The following is a 16668-nucleotide window of genomic DNA, read 5'->3' as shown; positions in this document are numbered from 1 at the left end:
GAACCCCGGCGTGCCGGGTGATCCTCAGTGATGGAACCCCGGCGTGTCCGGCGCCCCGGTCGTCCCGCCCGACAGCCGCTCCACGGCCGCCCGCAGATCCCGGGCGAGCAGCATGATCTTGTCGTGGCCGATGCCGTGCCGGACCAGGACCCGCTGGATCACGGTCTCGTGGCGCTCGGGCGGCAGCGGATACGCGGGCACCTGCCAGCCTCGGGTGCGCAGCTGCTCGGTGAGGTCGTAGAGCGTGAACCCCTTGGTGGGGTCGGTGAGCGTCCAGGAGACGGCGGGCAGCGCGCCACGGCCGTCGTAGAGCAGCGTGAAGGGGCCCATCCGCTCGATCTCGGCGGCCAGCGCGCGGGCACTGGCCGCGCACGCCTCGTACACCTTGCGGTAGCCCTCGCGGCCGAGGCGCAGCAGCGTGTAGTACTGCGCGACGATCTCGCCGCCGGGGCGGGAGAAGTTGAGGGCGAAGGTGGGCATGTCGCCGCCGAGGTAGTCGACGCGGAAGACGAGGTCCTCGGGGAGGTCGTCGGCCGAGCGCCAGACGATCCAGCCGACGCCGAGCGGGGCCATGCCGTACTTGTGGCCGGAGGAGTTGATGGAGACGACCCGCTTCACGCGGAAGTCCCAGACCAGCTCGGGCTGGAGGAAGGGCGCGACGAAGCCGCCGCTGGCCGCGTCCACGTGGATCGGCACGTCGTGCCCGGTGTCCGCCTGGATGGCGTCGAGTTCGGCGGCGATCTCGGCGACGGGTTCGTAGTCGCAGGTGAAGGTGACGCCGAGGATGGCGACGACGCCGATGGTGTTCTCGTCGACGTACTCGCGCAGCTGGTGGGGGCGCAGGCCGGTGGCGCCGGGCTCCAGCGGGACCTGGCGCAGCTCGACGTCGAAGTAGCGGGCGAACTTCTCCCAGCACACCTGGACCGGGCCGCAGACGAGGTTGGGCCGGTCGGCCGGCTTGCCCGCGGCCCTGCGGGCGGCCCGCCAGCGCCACTTGAGCGCGAGGCCGCCGAGCATGCCGGCCTCGCTGGACCCGGTGGTGGAACAGCCCATGGTGGTCTCCTGCTCGGGGGAGTTCCACAGGTCGGCGAGCATGTGCACACAGCGGGACTCGATCTCCGCGGTCTGCGGGTACTCGTCCTTGTCGATCATGTTCTTGTCCAGGCACAGGTCCATGAGCTGGTGGACCTCGGGCTCGGCCCAGGTGGTGCAGAACGTGGCGAGGTTCTGGGACGAGTTGCCGTCGAGCGTCAGCTCGTCCTTGATGACCGCGGCCACCGCGCGCGGGTCGGAGCTGTGCTCCGGGACCTTGAGCGCGGGCAGCCTCCGTGTGCTGATCGGCATGCTGTAGACGTCTTCGTACGCCTGACGGGTCTCGCTGGACACCTCATGCAGCCCCACGACGGCGATCCTTTCACCTCAAAGCGGAAGCAATCGGACCACCACCTTCTCAGAGACGCGGGAGCGCTGTCTCCGATCCGGCCGTCATCGATTCACCACGGAGCCCCGACGCGGGCCGACAACGCGCCGGGGGTCCCCACCGGGCCGCCGTACCCCGGCCGCCCTCCGACGCCCCGTTCCGCTCACAGGTCGGTGCTGCCACCATGCGGAGTCCAGGATGTGCGGGGAGTCGTCCTCGGTGGGGAGTCGTCCTCAGTGGGGCGGGGCGGGAGACACAGATGACAGGGGTGTTCTTGCGGCGGCTGAGCCGTTGGCAGGCCGAGCAGCAGCGTGAGGCCGTCGCGGACCTCTACGTAGAGGCCTATCGGCGCCTGTCCGGCGCCGAGTACCACGACCGGCAGGGGTTTCTGGATCGTTTCGAACGCGACGTGCAGCAGCCCGACTTCGACATGGTCGTCGCGGACTCGCCCGCTCTGGCCGGCTGCCTCTACGGCTACCGCGCCGCGCGCACCGGCGAGTGGTGGGAGGGGTTCCGCGGCATCCTGCCCAAGGAGGTCGAGGAACAGACCGCGTCGGGGCAGGTGTTCCTGCTGAAGGAGCTCATGGTGGTGCCCGCCGAGCGCAGGAAGGGCGTCGCCACACGGCTGCGGACGCTGCTCCTCACCCGGCACACCTCCGACGTCGTCGTCGCCGTCATCGGGCGGGACGACGACCAGGCGCGGGCGGTGCTGCGGGCCTGGGACTGGCAGAAGCTGGGCGACCTCGCCGAGAACCGCGAGGGCTGGCTGCGCCCGCCGTCCCCGCTGCCGTGACGCGGACGCGGACGCGGCTCATGTGACGCCGTCGTGCCCTGTGACGCCCGCGCCGCGGGGTTCAGCAGGGCCGGCGGGGGACTCGGCAGGGCTCAGCGGTTGCCCTGCCGTCGGGCCTGCGCCTTCTGCTGCATGCCGCGCGTCTTCGCGGAGATCGACTCCACGGGCCGTTTGGCCTGCTTGGCGCGGGCCTCGGCGGCGGCGTTCCTGGCCTGCTGGGACTGCTCTCGCGGATCGTGGGACTTGGCCATGACGGGCTCTCCTCCTCGCGTCGGAGCGGACCCCACCACTGTCCCCCGCCCCTCGCGGATCGGCATCCGGAGAGGGCTCAGACGCGGCTCGCCCGCAGCGAGTACATGAGCGGGATGCGCGGGCGGTCGGCGGGGAACCGGTACGTGCCGTCGCGGAGTTCGAGCGCGCCGAAGCGGGCGAAGAGGGTCTTGTCGTGCTCGCGCAGGAAGTCGATGCGCAGGCCCGCGGCGGCGAGCGCGGAGACGACGTCGCCGATGGGGTGCTGCCACTCGACGGTGCGGTTGTGGACGGTGGGGGTGGTGGTGTCCGCGTATCCGCCGGGGGCGTCGTCGATCCAGGCGTCGCGCGCGAAGTAGTCGTGCTCGATCCGCGAGCCCGTGGCGTCGTCCAGGACGTCGGTGAGCGGATGGAACTCGGCGAGGTAGAGGAAGCCGCCGGGCGCGACGAGCGAGGCGGCGGTCTCGGCCCAGCGCTGGATGTCGGGCAGCCAGCCGAGCGCGCCCACGCCGGTGTAGACGATGTCGTACGAGGAGTCGGGGACCGCCTGCGCCGCGTCGTACACGTCGGCGGCGACGAAGGTGGCCTGCTCCGGGGTGAGGCCGAGCCCGGCGGCGATCTCCTGGGCCGCCTCGACGGCGGGCTCGGAGAAGTCGAGCCCGACGACGCGGGAGGCCCCGCGCCGCGCCCAGGACAGGGTGTCCAGGCCGATGTGGCACTGGAGGTGCAGCAGGGACTTTCCGCGTACGTCGCCGACCTCGGCGACCTCGAAGTCACGCAGGGCGTCCTTGCCGGAGCGGAAGGCGTCCAGGTCGTAGTAGTCGCTGGCGAGGTGCAGCGGGACGCGCTCGTCCCAGCGCTTCCGGTTGGTCTCGCGCCAGTCGGCGGGCGTCGCGGAGTACATGGTCGAAAGTTATCCACAGGCTGGGGAACCTCGCCAGCGGATTGTCGTCGGTGCCGGGCACTATGGGGGCATGAGCGAGACGGGTGCAGAGAAGGCCACACAGGCGTCGGGCGTCGCGCGGGCGGAGTCCGCGCCGGACTGGGAGAAGCGGTTCAGGGCGCCGCGGGTGTCGCTGCCGGACTGGGCGGAGGACGCCCCGCAGCGCTCCCTGTTCGTGTCGAACGCGACGGGGACGTATGAGTTGTACGCCTGGGACAGGACCACCGGCGCCCAGCGCCAGGTGACCGACCGGCCGAACGGCACGACGGACGGCGTGCTCTCGCCCGACGGCGCGTGGATCTGGTGGTTCAGCGACACCGACGGCGACGAGTTCGGCACCTGGCTGCGCCAGCCCTTCGAGGGCGGCGCGGACGAGCCGGCGGTGCCGGGCCTCGCGGCCTCGTACCCCGCGGGCCTGGCCCTCGGCAGGGACGGCGCGACGGCGGTCGTGGGCCGCTCCACGGACGAGGACGGCTCGACGATCCACGTGGTGCGCCCCGGCGCCGAGGAGCCCGTGGAGATCTACCGGCACAGGGAGTCGGCGGGCGTGGGCGACCTGTCGCACGACGGCTCCCTGATCGCCGTCGAGCACACCGAGCACGGCGACGCGATGCACTCCGCGATCCGCGTCGTCCGCCTGGACGGCTCCCCCGTCGCCGAGCTGGACGACAGCAAGGGCGGCACGGCCGACCTGGGCGTCGAGGTCCTCGGCTTCGCCCCGGTCGACGGGGACGCGCGCCTGCTGGTCGGGCACCAGCGGCGCGGGCGCTGGGAGCCGATGGTGTGGGACGTGGCGTCGGGCGAGGAGAGCGACCTCGTGCTCGGGCTGCCGGGCGACGTGAGCGCCGAGTGGTATCCGGACGGCTCCGCGCTGCTGATCGCGCACGGCTTCGAGGCCCGGGAGGAGCTGTTCCGCTACGACCTCGCCTCGCGCGAGCTGGTGCGCATCGAGACGCCCGCGGGCTCGGTGTCGGGCGCGACGGCCCGGCCCGACGGCACCGTGGAGTACATGTGGTCGTCGGCCGCCGAGCCGCCGGTGGTGCGCTCGACGGCGGGCGGCGTCGTCCTGGACCCGCCCGGCATGAAGGCGCCGCGGTCCGTCCCCGTGGAGGACGTGTGGGTGGAGGGCCCCGGTGGCCGCATCCACGCCCTCGTCCAGCGTCCCGAGGGCGCGTCGGGCCCCCTGCCCACCGTCTTCGAGGTGCACGGCGGGCCGACCTGGCACGACAGCGACTCCTTCGCGGCGGGCCCGGCGGCCTGGGTCGACCACGGGTACGCGGTGGTCCGGGTCAACTACCGGGGTTCGACGGGGTACGGCCGTGCGTGGACGGACGCCCTCAAGCACCGCGTCGGCCTGATCGAGCTGGAGGACATCACGGCGGTGCGGGAGTGGGCGGTGTCCTCGGGCCTCGCCGACCCGGACCGCCTGATCCTCGCGGGCGGTTCCTGGGGCGGCTATCTCACGCTCCTCGGTCTCGGCACCCGCCCCCAGGACTGGGCGCTGGGCCTGGCGGCGGTGCCCGTCGCGGACTACGTGACGGCGTACCACGACGAGATGGAGGCCCTGAAGGCCATGGACCGCACGCTCTTCGGGGGCGCCCCCGAGGACGTCCCCGAGCGCTTCACGGCCTCGTCCCCGCTGACGTACGTGGACGAGGTGAAGGCCCCGGTCTACATCTCCGCCGGGGTGAACGACCCGCGCTGCCCCATCCGCCAGATCGACAACTACGTGAACCGCCTGGCCGCCCGCGGCGCGGTCCACGAGGTCTACCGCTACGACGCGGGCCACGGCTCCCTGGTGGTGGACGAACGCATCAAGCAGGTGGCCCTGGAACTCGACTTCGCATCCCGCCACCTACCGCCTGCGGCGAGCTGAACGGAACGGGGGCGCGGGAACCTTGCCGGTTCCCCCGCCCCCGTCGGGGCGCCCCGTCAGGGGCGCGGGGAACTGCGCGCCAAGCCACAGCGGGCCCGCAGAAGACGCATCACCGCCCAAGCCGCGCGCAGCGCAAGGCGCCGAGTACACACCCCACGCCCAAGCCCAGTGCAACGCCCCCGTACCGTGGAGGGCGTGTACCGGTTTCTGCTGACGCCACGCTGGTGGGGGATCAACGTCTTCGTCGTGCTGGCCATCCCCTTCTGCGTCTTCATGGGGTCCTGGCAGCTCGGCCGCTTCGAGGACCGTGTGCAGGACCACGAGTCCGCGAAGGAGCAGGCCAAGGCCCAGAGCGAGCCGAGCCGCGCGGCGAAGGGCCGTCCGCTCGACTCCCTGCTGCCCGTCGACAAGGAGACCTCCGGCGAGCAGGCCACGGCCACCGGCCGCTACGGCACGCAGTTCCTCGTCCCGGACCGGAAGCTGGACGACAAGAACGGCTTCTACGTCCTGACGCTGCTGCGTACGGACGACGGCCGCTCGCTGCCCGTGGTCCGCGGCTGGCTCCCCGGCACGGCGGACGCCGCCGAAGCCCCGGCCGCGCCCCGGGGCGAGGTCACGGTGACGGGCGCCCTCCAGGCCCCGGAGAGCCCCGGTTCGAACGGGGTGAGCGCCGTCGGCGGCCTGCCGAAGGGCCAGCTGGGCGCGATCAGCACGGCGTCCCTGGTGAACCTCGTGCGCGACGACCTGTACGACGCGTGGATCACCCTCGACAAGGGCGACTCGGGGATGAAGGCGGTCCCGGCGACCGCGCCGAACAACACCGGCCTCGACCTGAAGGCCTTCCAGAACCTCGGCTACACCGGCGAGTGGTTCGTCTTCGCGGGCTTCGTGCTCTTCATGTGGTTCCGGCTGTTCCGCCGCGAGGCGGAGATCGCCCGTGACGCCCACCTGGGGCTGCTCCCGGAGGCGACGGCAGAGTCCGCCAAGACCTCTGAGTCCGGTGGGGCCGCCACGTCCGCCGGCACCTCGGAAGCCGCCGCGCAGAAGGCCTGAGACCGCCCCGGACACCCCGGACGCCCCGGTACGCGAGAGGCGCCGCCCACCCCCTTCACGGGAGCGGACGGCGCCTCACTCACATCCTCACGAGCCGAAGCCGAAGCCGAAGCCGAAGCCCACGGCCCCACATCCTCACGAAGCCGGCAGGACCCCGGTCCGGTACACCGTCCCCGCGCACGCGTTGGTGATCGTCGCCCCCGCCGACGGCGCGCCCGCCGCGGCGGTCAGGGACACCACGACGCTGCCCTCGGCCACGCCGCCGTCCTCGCGCTCCAGCTGGGGCTCCACGCCCCCGTCGGGCGTACCGCCGTCGACACCGCCGCCGCCCTCGGAGGGCGTCGGGTTGGGCGAGGGGTCGCCGCCCTCCGTGGGACAGCTGTCACCCGGCACCCAGGCGAACCGCACCTCGTACGCGGCACCGGGCTGCAGCACCAGCGGGGTGGTCTCCTGGGCGGGGTCGGGCAGGCCGCTCGCGACGTCGCCCGGCGTGTGGTCGACCACGGCGATCTTCGCGGGGTCGGCCGCGCCCTGCGCCGCCGCGCCGACGGAGCCCGCGGCCTCGATGGTGCAGCCGCTGTCGGAGACGTTGGAGACGCGGAAGGTGCCGTAGACCTTGCCGTCGGCCTCCGCCGCGTTCGTGGTGCCCGTGGCGCCGAGCTGGGCGGCGTCGCAGACGGGCGTGGTGGCGGCCTCGGAGGTGGCGGGGTCGGGCGAGCCCGTGCCGCCGCCGCCCGTGCCGCCCTTCTCCTTGCCCTCGCGCTTGTCCTTCTTGTCCTTCTTGTCCTTGTCCTTGGGCTTGTCGGGCCGGGCACCGGGATCCTTCTCGCCGCCGTCCGGGCCCTTGCCCTGGGTGGACCCGCCCTGTGACTCCTGACTGTTGCCGGCGATCGAGGGCCGGTCGTTCGAGTCGCCGCGGGAGTTGGTGACGTGCACCAGGGCGGGGACGGCGGTGCCGATGAGGAGTGCCGCGGCGGCGAGGCCGACGACGGCCTGGCGCTTGCGGGCGCGGCGGGCGGGGACGGCCTGCCGCAGGTGGTCGAGGGAGCGCTCGCTCGGCTCGATCTCCTGCACGGCCTGCCGCATCATCCGCCGCAGCGCGAGCTCGTCGGACCCGAACTCACCGTCGGAGTCCCCGGAGGAACCGGAGGCCTTGGACGCCTTGCCGGCCTTGGATGCCTTGGAGACACCGGAGGCCTTGGACGAGCCGGCCGCGCCGAGCCCGAGCTCGCCCCGCAGGGCGTCGAGCCCGGGCGGACCACCGGAGGCCCCGGAAGAGCCGGAGCCCTTGGACGCCCCGGAGGAACCGGAGCCCTCAGGAGGCCCCGAGCCCCCCGCGTCGCCGGACCCGCCCTCGTCACGGGCCGCCCGCCCGCCGTCCGGGCGGAGGTCGTCGTCCGGGCCGAGGTCGCCCTCAGAGCCAGGGCCGTGATTCACGTTTCCGTTCCCGCCATGCCGTTCGTTTTCCTGCTCGTCCCGCTCGCGCTCACTCATGCCGGCGCCTCCATGGCGACCCTGAGGGCCGCGATGCCACGTGAGCCGTACGCCTTCACCGAGCCCAGCGATATCCCCAGGGTCTCGGCGACCTGCGCCTCGGTCATGTCGGCGAAGTAGCGCAGCACGAGGACCTCGCGCTGGCGCCGCTGGAGGCCGCGCATCGCCTTGATCAGCTCGTCGCGCTCCAGCTGGTCGTACGCCCCCTCCTCCGCGCTCGCCATGTCGGGCATCGGCTTGGAGAGCAGCTTCAGCCCGAGGATGCGCCGGCGCAGCGCGGACCGCGAGAGGTTGACCACGGTCTGACGCAGATACGCGAGCGTCTTCTCCGGGTCCCGCACCCGCTTGCGCGCCGAGTGCACCCTGATGAACGCCTCCTGCACGACGTCCTCGCAGGACGCCGTGTCGTCCAGCAGCAGCGCGGCGAGGCCGAGCAGCGACCGGTAGTGGGCGCGGTAGGTCTCGGTCAGATGGTCGACTGTGGTGCCCGCGGTCATCGTGTCGTCAGCGCCCTCGCGCTGCGACGGAATGCGGGCGGGCCGCGCCGCCGGCATGGGCGCGATCACCGGCATGCCACCGGTCGCGCGGGGACGGCGAACAGGGCGCAGTGCCGCCGCGCCTCTCGCCTGTACCGCTGTGAAGTCGAGTACCTCTGCCACGCCTGTTGGACACGCTTCCCCCCGTCAGGGTTGTACGCGTCCGGCATCGCGTTTGCGGCATGCTGCGCGGGCACCGCTCGTGACGATGCATCAAATGCCCCCATGCGTACCAGCTCTTCCCCTATGCCCCATTTACTTGCGGCGCTTGGGCCACCCCTGAAGGGCGACCGCTAAAGACGCCCCCACGTCCGCGCCGGTTCCAGTGATCGGAACGGGAATCTTCGAACGCGGAGATGGTCCAGTTCAAGGCTCCCTGGCCACCAAGTTGGACACAGAACTTACACAGATCCCACAAAGGACTCCGGCCGGGGGTGGTCCATACCAATCATCACCCACGGGGGCCGGTCCCGGCCGCTCTTCGGCACCGGCCGGCCATCGGCTCAGCCGCCCGTCAGCTCCCCGGCCACCAGCTCGGCGATCTGCGCGGTGTTCAGCGCGGCTCCCTTGCGCAGGTTGTCCCCGCACACGAAGAGCTCAAGGGCCGTCGGATCGTCCAGCGCCCTACGGACGCGCCCGACCCAGGTCGGATCCGTGCCCACGACGTCGGCGGGCGTGGGGAACTCCCCCGCGGCCGGGTTGTCGAAGAGGACGACACCGGGCGCGGTCGCGAGGATCTCGCGCGCGCGGTCCACGGTGACCTCGTCCTCGAAGCGGGCGTGGACGGTCAGGGAGTGCGTGGTCACGACGGGGACCCGCACACAGGTGGCGGCGACGCGCAGCCCCGGCAGCCCGAGGATCTTCCGCGACTCGTCGCGCACCTTCATCTCCTCGGACGACCAGCCGTCGTCCTTGAGTGACCCGGCCCACGGCACCACGTTCAGCGCCACGGGCTCCGGGAAGGGCCCGGTGTCGTCGCCGACGGCCCGGCGCACGTCGCCGGGGCTGGTGCCCAGCTCGCTGCCCGCGACCAGCTCCAGCTGGCGCCGCAGCGTCTCCACGCCGTCGCGCCCGGCCCCGCTCACGGCCTGGTACGAGGAGACGATCAGCTCGCGCAGCCCGAACTCGGCGTGCAGCGCGCCGACGGCCACGATCATCGAGAGCGTCGTGCAGTTCGGGTTGGCGACGATGCCGCGCGGCCGTACGCGCGCGGCGTGCGGGTTGACCTCCGGCACGACCAGCGGGACGTCCGGGTCCATGCGGAAGGCGGCGGAGTTGTCGACCACGACGACGCCCTTGGCGGCGGCGACCGGCGCCCACTGCGCCGACACCTCGTCGGGCACGTCGAACATGGCGACGTCGACCCCGTCGAAGACGGCTTCGTCCAGGGCCAGGACCTCGATCTCCTCACCGCGCACGGCCAGCTTGCGGCCGGCCGAGCGCGGTGAGGCCACGAGTCGGATCTCGCCCCAGATGTCGGCGTGCTGCGACAGGATCTGGAGCATCACCGTGCCGACCGCCCCGGTCGCTCCGACGACCGCGAGCGTCGGCTTGCGGCTCATCGGCCGGTGCCTCCATAGACCACGGCCTCGTCCGTGTCGGAGTCGAGTCCGAAGGCGGTGTGCACCGCACGCACGGCCTCGTTCACGTCGTCGGCGCGCGTGACGACCGAGATGCGGATCTCGGAGGTCGAGATCAGCTCGATGTTCACGCCGGCGTCGCTGAGCGCCTCGAAGAAGGTCGCGGTGACGCCCGGGTTCGTCTTCATACCGGCGCCGACCAGCGAGATCTTGGCGATCTGGTCGTCGTAGCGCAGCGAGTCGAAGCCGACGGACGACCGGGTCTTCTCCAGGGCGTCGATGGCCTTGCGGCCCTCGGCCTTGGGGAGCGTGAAGGAGATGTCGGTCAGGCCCGTCGAGGCGGCCGACACGTTCTGCACGACCATGTCGATGTTGACCTCGGCGTCCGCGATGGCGCGGAAGATCGAGGCGGCCTCGCCCGGCTTGTCCGGGACGCCGACGACCGTGATCTTGGCCTCCGAGGTGTCGTGCGCGACACCGGAGATGATGGCCTGCTCCACCGTGCGGTCCCCTTGCTCAATCGGCTCATTGCTGACCCACGTGCCCTGCAGTCCGCTGAAGGACGACCGGACGTGGATCGGGATGTTGTAGCGGCGCGCGTACTCCACACAGCGGTGGAGCAGCACCTTGGACCCGGAGCTCGCGAGCTCCAGCATGTCCTCGAACGAGATCCAGTCGATCTTCCGCGCCTTCTTGACGACCCGCGGGTCGGCCGTGAAGACGCCGTCGACGTCGGTGTAGATCTCGCAGACCTCGGCGTCGAGCGCGGCGGCGAGGGCGACGGCGGTCGTGTCGGACCCACCACGACCGAGCGTGGTGATGTTCTTGCCCTCCTGGCTCACGCCCTGGAACCCGGCGACGATGGCGATGTTGCCCTCGTCGATCGAGGCCCGGATGCGGCCGGGGGTCACGTCGATGATCCGCGCTTTGTTGTGGACGGAGTCGGTGATGACGCCGGCCTGGCTGCCCGTGAACGACTGGGCCTCGTGGCCCAGGTTTTTGATCGCCATGGCCAGCAGGGCCATGGAGATGCGCTCACCAGCGGTCAGCAGCATGTCGAATTCGCGCCCGGCGGGAATCGGGGATACCTGCCCGGCAAGATCGATCAACTCATCCGTCGTGTCGCCCATGGCGGACACCACGACAACGACCTGATGGCCGTTCTTCTTGGCGTCGACAATCCTCTTGGCGACCCGCTTGATGCCCTCGGCATCGGCTACGGAGGAGCCTCCGTACTTCTGCACGACAAGGCTCACGTGCGCTCCTCGCTCAATCCGTTGTGCGGTCGGCTCAGTCTAACGAGCGGCCGAAATCCGCCCCGCCAATATCACATCGTGAGATGTCCCGCTCACGCAATGATCACCACGGGCATACGCCCCCGCTCTTCGGGTCGTACGTTCCGGCCGCTCAGACCGTCACATGCCCGCTTCGGAGCGTGGCACTCCGGAAAGTGGGGCGGGTCACAGGTTCTGGCGGTGCCCTCAGTGGGCGTAGTCCTTGAGCTTCTCGGTGTGCAGGGTGATGGCGACGGGAGCGGGGAGCGTGACAGTGGCGCCGTACGCGTGCGAAGGGCTCTGCCGGTAGTCGCCGTCGTGCGGGTCGCTAAACACAGTGAGGGTGTCGTTGTCGCGGTCGACGAGGAGGTAGACGGGGATGCCTGCGCGGTAGCCCGGGATGACCAACCCCTGCTCGGGGTACAGGCCGAGCTCTGAGCGCTGCTGCATGCACTGCCGGAGCAACCACATGATGATTTCTCCGTGGTCACCGTCCGGCACAGGCTTGACCTCCAGCCTTCCGTCGACGAATTCGAGCGCCACCGTCTCGGGCGCCACGTGGGCAAGTTCCTCGAAGTCCTCGACATCGATCGGGCCATGCCTGACGCACAGCTTCCCGCCGAGGAATTCGAGCTTGTTGCGCACGGTCTCCGGGGCCCTGCGGACGAGTTCCTCGAAGTCCTCGACGGACATCTGCGGGCGCTCTTCGGTGCTGGGGGTCATGGAATCGCCTCCTTGACTCCATCGTGCCCGGACCGGCACGTCCTGCACGCTCATACGGCGCCACGCCCCGTCGGCAGCCCGGCGGCGCGCCGCAGCTCCGCGACCCGCTCGGTCACGTCCACCACGGGGGATGCCTGCCGCGGGCGCGCCAGGAACGTGTCGGGGACGTATCCGATCGGGACGCCCCGGCGGGCCTCCTCCGCCTCGAACGCATCGCACTCGGCGTGGCAGTCGGCGCAGATCCCGTTGATCAGCTCCGTCGTGGTCTCGGGCTCCTCGCAGAGCCCGCAGACGAGGACCGCGCGGGTGACACGGGCACGAGCGCGGGTCTTCGCGGGGGGTTTCGGCGGCATCTTGCTCTCCAGTCGGTTCCGGGCGAGGCCGCCCGGGTTGGTGACGGTGGGCGGCAGCCCTTCGGTGAGGGCGCGCGTGAGGTCCTGCGGGGTCGCGCCCCTGGCCAGCCATTCCGCTGCGCGGGGCTCCAGCTGTTTGCACTCCGCCTCGGAGAGGGCCATGCGGCGGTCGGCGGTGCGGAGTTGGGCGAGGGTGCGGTGGGCTGCGCTGGGCTCGGGCTCCGGGGGCGCCGTCCGCTCCGGCTCCGGCTCGGGCTCCGGCTCGGACGTCCTGGCCAGGCCCGGCTGGTAGGCGTCGGTCACATCACGCCCGTGCCGCGCCCGCACGAACTCCGCCCACCACTCGGGAGACTTGGGCTCCCGCGACCAGTACGTCCTGGTCACCCACCGCATCGAGTTGTCCTCGACGGTGATGTGTTCCTTGATCCAGCGCAGGTGACCGGCCTCGGTCAGGCGGCGCAGGGATGTACGGACTGCCTGCTGGCCGTAGAGGGGGTGCGCGGCGGCGATGTCTTTGTGACCCATCGCGGCACCGTCGGAGAGGTGGTCCACGAACGTCGCGATTGCGGCGTCGCGGGGGATCAGATGTGCGAAGTCGGCTTCTCCGTGCGGTTCTTCGTCATCCGCGAGACGTTTCCCGTAACCCGTTTTGGCCATGGGGTGGGACGGGGAGGGCAGGACGGCATTAGGGTGGCAGTAAGCCACGGTCGAACCTCGTATTCGATCCGTAGGACTAGGCCTCGGAACCGGTGTTGGCGCACCGACCGAGGCCGTTCTATTGCCGCGAACCTAGAGCGGCTTTACGTTCCGGCGCAAGCTGACTACGGAACGTCACCCTTGAGGGTGACGGAATCCTCAACTCCCCTTTTGGGCAGGTTGGTTGGGTTCTTTTCACCGACCAACCCAACCCAGGAAAGAGCTCGGGTGCCGGGGCTCAAGCTCCGGGCTGAACTGCGGCGATGAAGGCGGACCACGCGGGGGCGGTGACGGTGATCTCGGGGCTTGCGGGGAGTTTTGAGTCGTGGATGTGGAGGGCGGCGAGGGTGGTGCAGGCGGCCATCTCTAGGCAGTTGGCGCCTTCTTCATCGCTGTACGTGGACTTGCGCCAGTCCAGGGCGACTTCCAGGCAGGCACCCCCCTCGCCGTCGCTATAGCTCGACTTGAACCACTTCAGCTCGTCGCTCATAGGTCCTCCGCCATCCGCTCGATGAAGCGCGCCGACTCTTCAGGGTCGAGGGCCATGCTGCGGATCATGCTAAGTCGTTCGGTCTGAGCGCTCACTACCTGTGGATCGGCGGTCAGTTGGCTTGTCGAAGGAGCCTCGGTATACGCAAGGCGTTCGTGGTCGCGAGTCTCCAGCAACGCCATCGCACCGTGAAGGGCAGCAGTCATGGCCTGGCTGAACGGCAGTACCTGGATGGACACGTTGTGCCTCTTGCCGACCTCCAGGAGCTGCAGCTGCTGCTCTTTGTCGACGTAGGGGCTGCGCAGCGCTGCTTCGTACAGCACGTAGCTGCACGCCACCAACGGCCTGCGGGTATGGATCTCCTGCCTCTCCAACCGCGCCGCGACGCGTTCGTCGATGATCTCCTCGTCGAGCAGCGGGATGTGACTGCCGATCAACCCGCGAGCGTACGCCTCCGTCTGCAACGGACCGGGGATCAGGAGCGCCTCGTACCACCACACGATGATCGCCTGCTGCTACCCCCTGAGTCACTACCGAGCGTAACCCCGCACTCGCCACCCTGTAGCCATGACGAACGCAATTCACTGGCCGGAGTGGGTCCCGGTGGCGGGCCACCAACTCCGCGTATCCGGTGTCCACTTCGACGCGCTACGCATCCAGGGCGTACGAGGGGAACAGGTCGCCGCCGCCCTCATCGAGGCGACGGACGGTGACGCCGGCCCCGTCATCTGCGAGGCGACGGGCTTCCGCTGGATGTACTTCCTGCTGGCCCCGGGCAGGGCCAGGGACCACACCTGGCCGCTGGGCGTACAACGCTTCGGCGGGGCGGGGTGCCACACGGTGACGTACATCGGCGTACCGGCCCTGAACGGCAACACGTGGCCCCTCCAGTGGTACTCGGAACCGACGCCCACAGCGCCATACGTGGACGATGCTCAACTGCACGCAGCGCTTGATTCCGGCGCACGCCCTGCCTCGCCGTCCTCGCGTACGTCGACCGTGGACTCCGACTCCACCGACCCCGCACGGAAGGGGAGACCTTGACCCCGGCCCGTCCGCCATCAGGCAGCCGTTACTTCACCGTGCGCAGGCCCAGCGGGCCCGCGATCTCCTCCGCCATCACCTTGCCGGCCTCCTCCGCGAGGAGGTCCTCCGTGAGGTCCTCGTCCGTGTCGAGGCCGTTCAGGTCCTCCAGGGGCTGGTTCAGGCGGACGTGCGCCACCAGGGACTGGAGCGCGCGCAGGGCCGCCGAGGCCGTGCTGCCCCAGTTGGAGAAGTAGGAGAACTGCCACCACCACAGGGCCTCGACCGTGCGGCCCGCGCGGTAGTGGGCCAGGCCGTGGGCCAGGTCCGCGACCACGTCGGCGAAGTCGTCCGAGATGCGGTGGGCGACCGGGGCCTTGCGGGGCTCGTACGGGTCGAAGACCTCGGAGTAGACGTCGATCGGGTCCAGGAGTGCCGCGAGGCGCTCCCTGAGCTCGTCCACGTCCGCCTCCGGACCCAGATCCGGCTCGTAGCGCTCCTCGGGGACGATGTCCTCGTGGGCGCCGAGACGGCCGCCGGCCAGCAGGAGCTGGGAGACCTCAAGGAGGAGGAAGGGGACCGCCGAGTCCGGCTCGTCGCCCTTCGCGACCTCCTTGACCGAGACGATGAAGCTCTCGACCTGATCGGAGATCTGGACCGCGAAGTCGTCCGGGTTGTCGGTCACGGTGTTCAGCGTGGCGTCAGACATCTAGGAGTCGTCTCCCCTCGAAGGCGCGGCCCAGGGTGACCTCGTCCGCGTATTCCAGATCTCCCCCGACAGGGAGTCCGCTGGCCAGGCGGGTGACCTTCAGGCCCATCGGCTTGATCATGCGCGCGAGGTACGTCGCCGTGGCCTCGCCCTCCAGGTTCGGGTCGGTGGCGAGGATCAGCTCCGTGACCGTGCCGTCCGCGAGGCGCGCGAGGAGTTCCCGTATGCGCAGATCGTCCGGGCCCACGCCCTCGATCGGGCTGATGGCGCCGCCCAGGACGTGGTACCGGCCCCGGAACTCGCGGGTCCGCTCGATGGCGACCACGTCCTTCGGCTCCTCCACCACGCAGATCACCGACGGGTCGCGGCGCGCGTCGCGGCAGATGTTGCAGAGCTCTTCCTGCGCGACGTTCCCACAGGTCGCGCAGAAGCGGACCTTGTCCTTCACCTCAAGGAGGGCGTGCGCGAGCCTGCGCACGTCCGTGGGCTCCGCCTGGAGGACGTGGAAGGCGATCCGCTGCGCGCTCTTGGGCCCGACGCCGGGCAGTCTGCCCAACTCGTCGATGAGGTCCTGAACCACGCCTTCGTACAACGGAACGCCTCTCCTGAAGTGCTGCGGCCCTGAGGATGCCGAGCTTCTACGTACGGTAGTTGGCCGGGGGGTTTCTTAGAAGGGAAGGCCCGGCATGCCGCCGCCGCCCAGGCCCTGGGCCAGCGGGCCCAGCTTCTGCTGCTGGAGCGTCTGCGCGTTCTCGTTCGCCGCCTGAACGGCCGCGACGACCAGGTCCGCCAGCGTCTCCGTGTCCTCGGGGTCCACGGCCTTCGGGTCGATCACCAGGCCGCGCAGCTCACCGGAACCGGTGACCGTCGCCTTGACGAGGCCGCCGCCCGCCTGGCCGTCCACCTCCGTGCGCGCCAGTTCCTCCTGGGCCGCCGCGAGGTCCTGCTGCATCTTCTGGGCCTGCTGGAGCAGCTGCTGCATGTTGGGCTGGCCACCACCGGGGATCACGATCAGCTCCTGGTTTCGAACGGGTGCGATGAGCGGTTGCGAAGGGCGGGGTATCCGCCTGGAACGAGCCTACGTGGTCGGGGGCGCCATCGCTCCAGCACTCTTTCGAGTGAGATCGGGCGTCTCCCTATACCTGATCAAGCACCTCTTCCGGGCGGAAAAGCCGCGAAAGCGGGCTCATGGCCACCCATTGGGCGGTAGGACTTAGTGCTGCACACCAGCACCGATCGTTTCAGCAGCGGTTCAGCACCGGAGCGGCGAGCGTCTCCGCACCGGTCGTCACGCCTGCTCATACGCCGTACGTCGTGCGCTGTGCGTCGGTCGCGTCGGTCAGCAAGAGCTAGTTCGTTCATAGAGGGAGTGCCGGGTGAGCCAGCCGGAGATGCAGCCCGAGGGGGTGCCCCCCGAGGGGCAGGGTTCGGGGGCTGTCTCTGATCCACATCTGAC

Annotated in this window: 18 protein-coding genes; 4 read left to right on the top strand and 14 right to left on the bottom strand. The window is 70.6% G+C overall.

What is annotated here, in order from left to right:
- Positions 1-24: 24 nt before the first annotated feature.
- Positions 25-1344 (bottom strand): glutamate decarboxylase, encoded by a 1320-nt coding sequence (gene gad / locus AOK22_RS15415; RefSeq protein WP_079036582.1) that lies wholly within the window; start codon positions 1342-1344, stop codon positions 25-27.
- A gap of 335 nt (positions 1345-1679) precedes the next feature.
- Here gad and AOK22_RS15410 point away from each other — a divergent pair, with 335 nt between their 5' ends.
- On the top strand, positions 1680-2213 hold the full coding sequence (locus AOK22_RS15410; RefSeq protein WP_141753757.1) for a hypothetical protein: 534 nt from the start codon (positions 1680-1682) through the stop codon (positions 2211-2213).
- A 92-nt stretch (positions 2214-2305) separates the two neighbouring features.
- Here AOK22_RS15410 and AOK22_RS41455 read toward each other — a convergent pair whose 3' ends face one another.
- Positions 2306-2464, bottom strand: a complete 159-nt coding sequence (locus tag AOK22_RS41455) for a hypothetical protein (protein WP_157872243.1) — start codon at positions 2462-2464, stop codon at positions 2306-2308.
- Positions 2465-2541: 77 nt separating this feature from the next.
- Complete coding sequence (locus tag AOK22_RS15405) at positions 2542-3366, bottom strand: class I SAM-dependent methyltransferase (RefSeq protein ID WP_055699216.1); 825 nt, start codon at positions 3364-3366, stop codon at positions 2542-2544.
- A 70-nt stretch (positions 3367-3436) separates the two neighbouring features.
- Here AOK22_RS15405 and AOK22_RS15400 point away from each other — a divergent pair, with 70 nt between their 5' ends.
- Together AOK22_RS15400 and AOK22_RS15395 are read left to right on the top strand one after the other, a co-directional pair.
- Positions 3437-5281 (top strand): S9 family peptidase, encoded by a 1845-nt coding sequence (locus tag AOK22_RS15400; RefSeq protein ID WP_055699215.1) that lies wholly within the window; start codon positions 3437-3439, stop codon positions 5279-5281.
- A gap of 195 nt (positions 5282-5476) precedes the next feature.
- Entirely contained in the window at positions 5477-6334 is an 858-nt protein-coding gene (locus AOK22_RS15395; RefSeq protein ID WP_208606401.1) for an SURF1 family protein, read from the top strand.
- Between the two features lie 135 nt (positions 6335-6469).
- On the opposite strand, the gene AOK22_RS15390 is transcribed toward AOK22_RS15395, so the two are convergent.
- The 8 genes from AOK22_RS15390 to AOK22_RS15355 form a co-directional block, all read right to left on the bottom strand.
- Positions 6470-7771, bottom strand: a complete 1302-nt coding sequence (locus AOK22_RS15390) for a hypothetical protein (RefSeq protein ID WP_244164809.1) — start codon at positions 7769-7771, stop codon at positions 6470-6472.
- Positions 7772-7824: 53 nt separating this feature from the next.
- Positions 7825-8400, bottom strand: a complete 576-nt coding sequence (locus tag AOK22_RS15385; RefSeq protein WP_055699213.1) for a SigE family RNA polymerase sigma factor — start codon at positions 8398-8400, stop codon at positions 7825-7827.
- A 467-nt stretch (positions 8401-8867) separates the two neighbouring features.
- Complete coding sequence (locus AOK22_RS15380; RefSeq protein WP_055699212.1) at positions 8868-9926, bottom strand: aspartate-semialdehyde dehydrogenase; 1059 nt, start codon at positions 9924-9926, stop codon at positions 8868-8870.
- Positions 9923-11200, bottom strand: coding sequence for an aspartate kinase (locus tag AOK22_RS15375; RefSeq protein ID WP_055699211.1), 1278 nt, complete (start codon positions 11198-11200; stop codon positions 9923-9925). The genes AOK22_RS15380 and AOK22_RS15375 overlap by 4 nt, the downstream gene beginning before the upstream one ends.
- Positions 11201-11425: 225 nt before the next feature.
- On the bottom strand, positions 11426-11941 hold the full coding sequence (locus AOK22_RS15370; protein ID WP_107101940.1) for a PDDEXK family nuclease: 516 nt from the start codon (positions 11939-11941) through the stop codon (positions 11426-11428).
- A gap of 50 nt (positions 11942-11991) precedes the next feature.
- Positions 11992-12819, bottom strand: a complete 828-nt coding sequence (locus AOK22_RS15365) for a hypothetical protein (protein ID WP_425264030.1) — start codon at positions 12817-12819, stop codon at positions 11992-11994.
- A gap of 409 nt (positions 12820-13228) precedes the next feature.
- Positions 13229-13480 (bottom strand): DUF397 domain-containing protein, encoded by a 252-nt coding sequence (locus AOK22_RS15360; protein ID WP_055699209.1) that lies wholly within the window; start codon positions 13478-13480, stop codon positions 13229-13231.
- The gene (locus AOK22_RS15355) at positions 13477-13980 is read right to left on the bottom strand and encodes a DUF5753 domain-containing protein (protein ID WP_055699208.1); all 504 of its coding nucleotides are present in this window, start codon (positions 13978-13980) and stop codon (positions 13477-13479) included. Before AOK22_RS15355 ends, AOK22_RS15360 begins: the two co-directional genes overlap by 4 nt.
- A gap of 67 nt (positions 13981-14047) precedes the next feature.
- Between AOK22_RS15355 and AOK22_RS15350 the strand changes: the two genes are divergently transcribed.
- Positions 14048-14524 carry a hypothetical protein gene (locus AOK22_RS15350; protein WP_244164807.1) on the top strand — a complete coding sequence of 159 codons (477 nt, stop codon included), beginning with the start codon at positions 14048-14050 and terminating at the stop codon, positions 14522-14524.
- 28 nt (positions 14525-14552) lie between these two features.
- On the opposite strand, the gene AOK22_RS15345 is transcribed toward AOK22_RS15350, so the two are convergent.
- From AOK22_RS15345 to AOK22_RS15335, 3 genes are all read right to left on the bottom strand, one after another.
- On the bottom strand, positions 14553-15212 hold the full coding sequence (locus AOK22_RS15345; RefSeq protein ID WP_055699207.1) for a DUF5063 domain-containing protein: 660 nt from the start codon (positions 15210-15212) through the stop codon (positions 14553-14555).
- Entirely contained in the window at positions 15205-15804 is a 600-nt protein-coding gene (gene recR, locus AOK22_RS15340; RefSeq protein ID WP_055699206.1) for a recombination mediator RecR, read from the bottom strand. Before recR ends, AOK22_RS15345 begins: the two co-directional genes overlap by 8 nt.
- A gap of 75 nt (positions 15805-15879) precedes the next feature.
- Positions 15880-16221 carry a YbaB/EbfC family nucleoid-associated protein gene (locus AOK22_RS15335; protein WP_079036579.1) on the bottom strand — a complete coding sequence of 114 codons (342 nt, stop codon included), beginning with the start codon at positions 16219-16221 and terminating at the stop codon, positions 15880-15882.
- Between the last annotated feature and the right edge of the window lie 447 nt (positions 16222-16668).

The organism is Streptomyces silaceus (genome assembly GCF_001419745.1).
GTDB lineage: Bacteria > Actinomycetota > Actinomycetes > Streptomycetales > Streptomycetaceae > Streptomyces > Streptomyces silaceus.
Note: the sequence above shows the minus strand (reverse complement) of the source record. Positions and strands in the feature narration are given on the sequence as shown.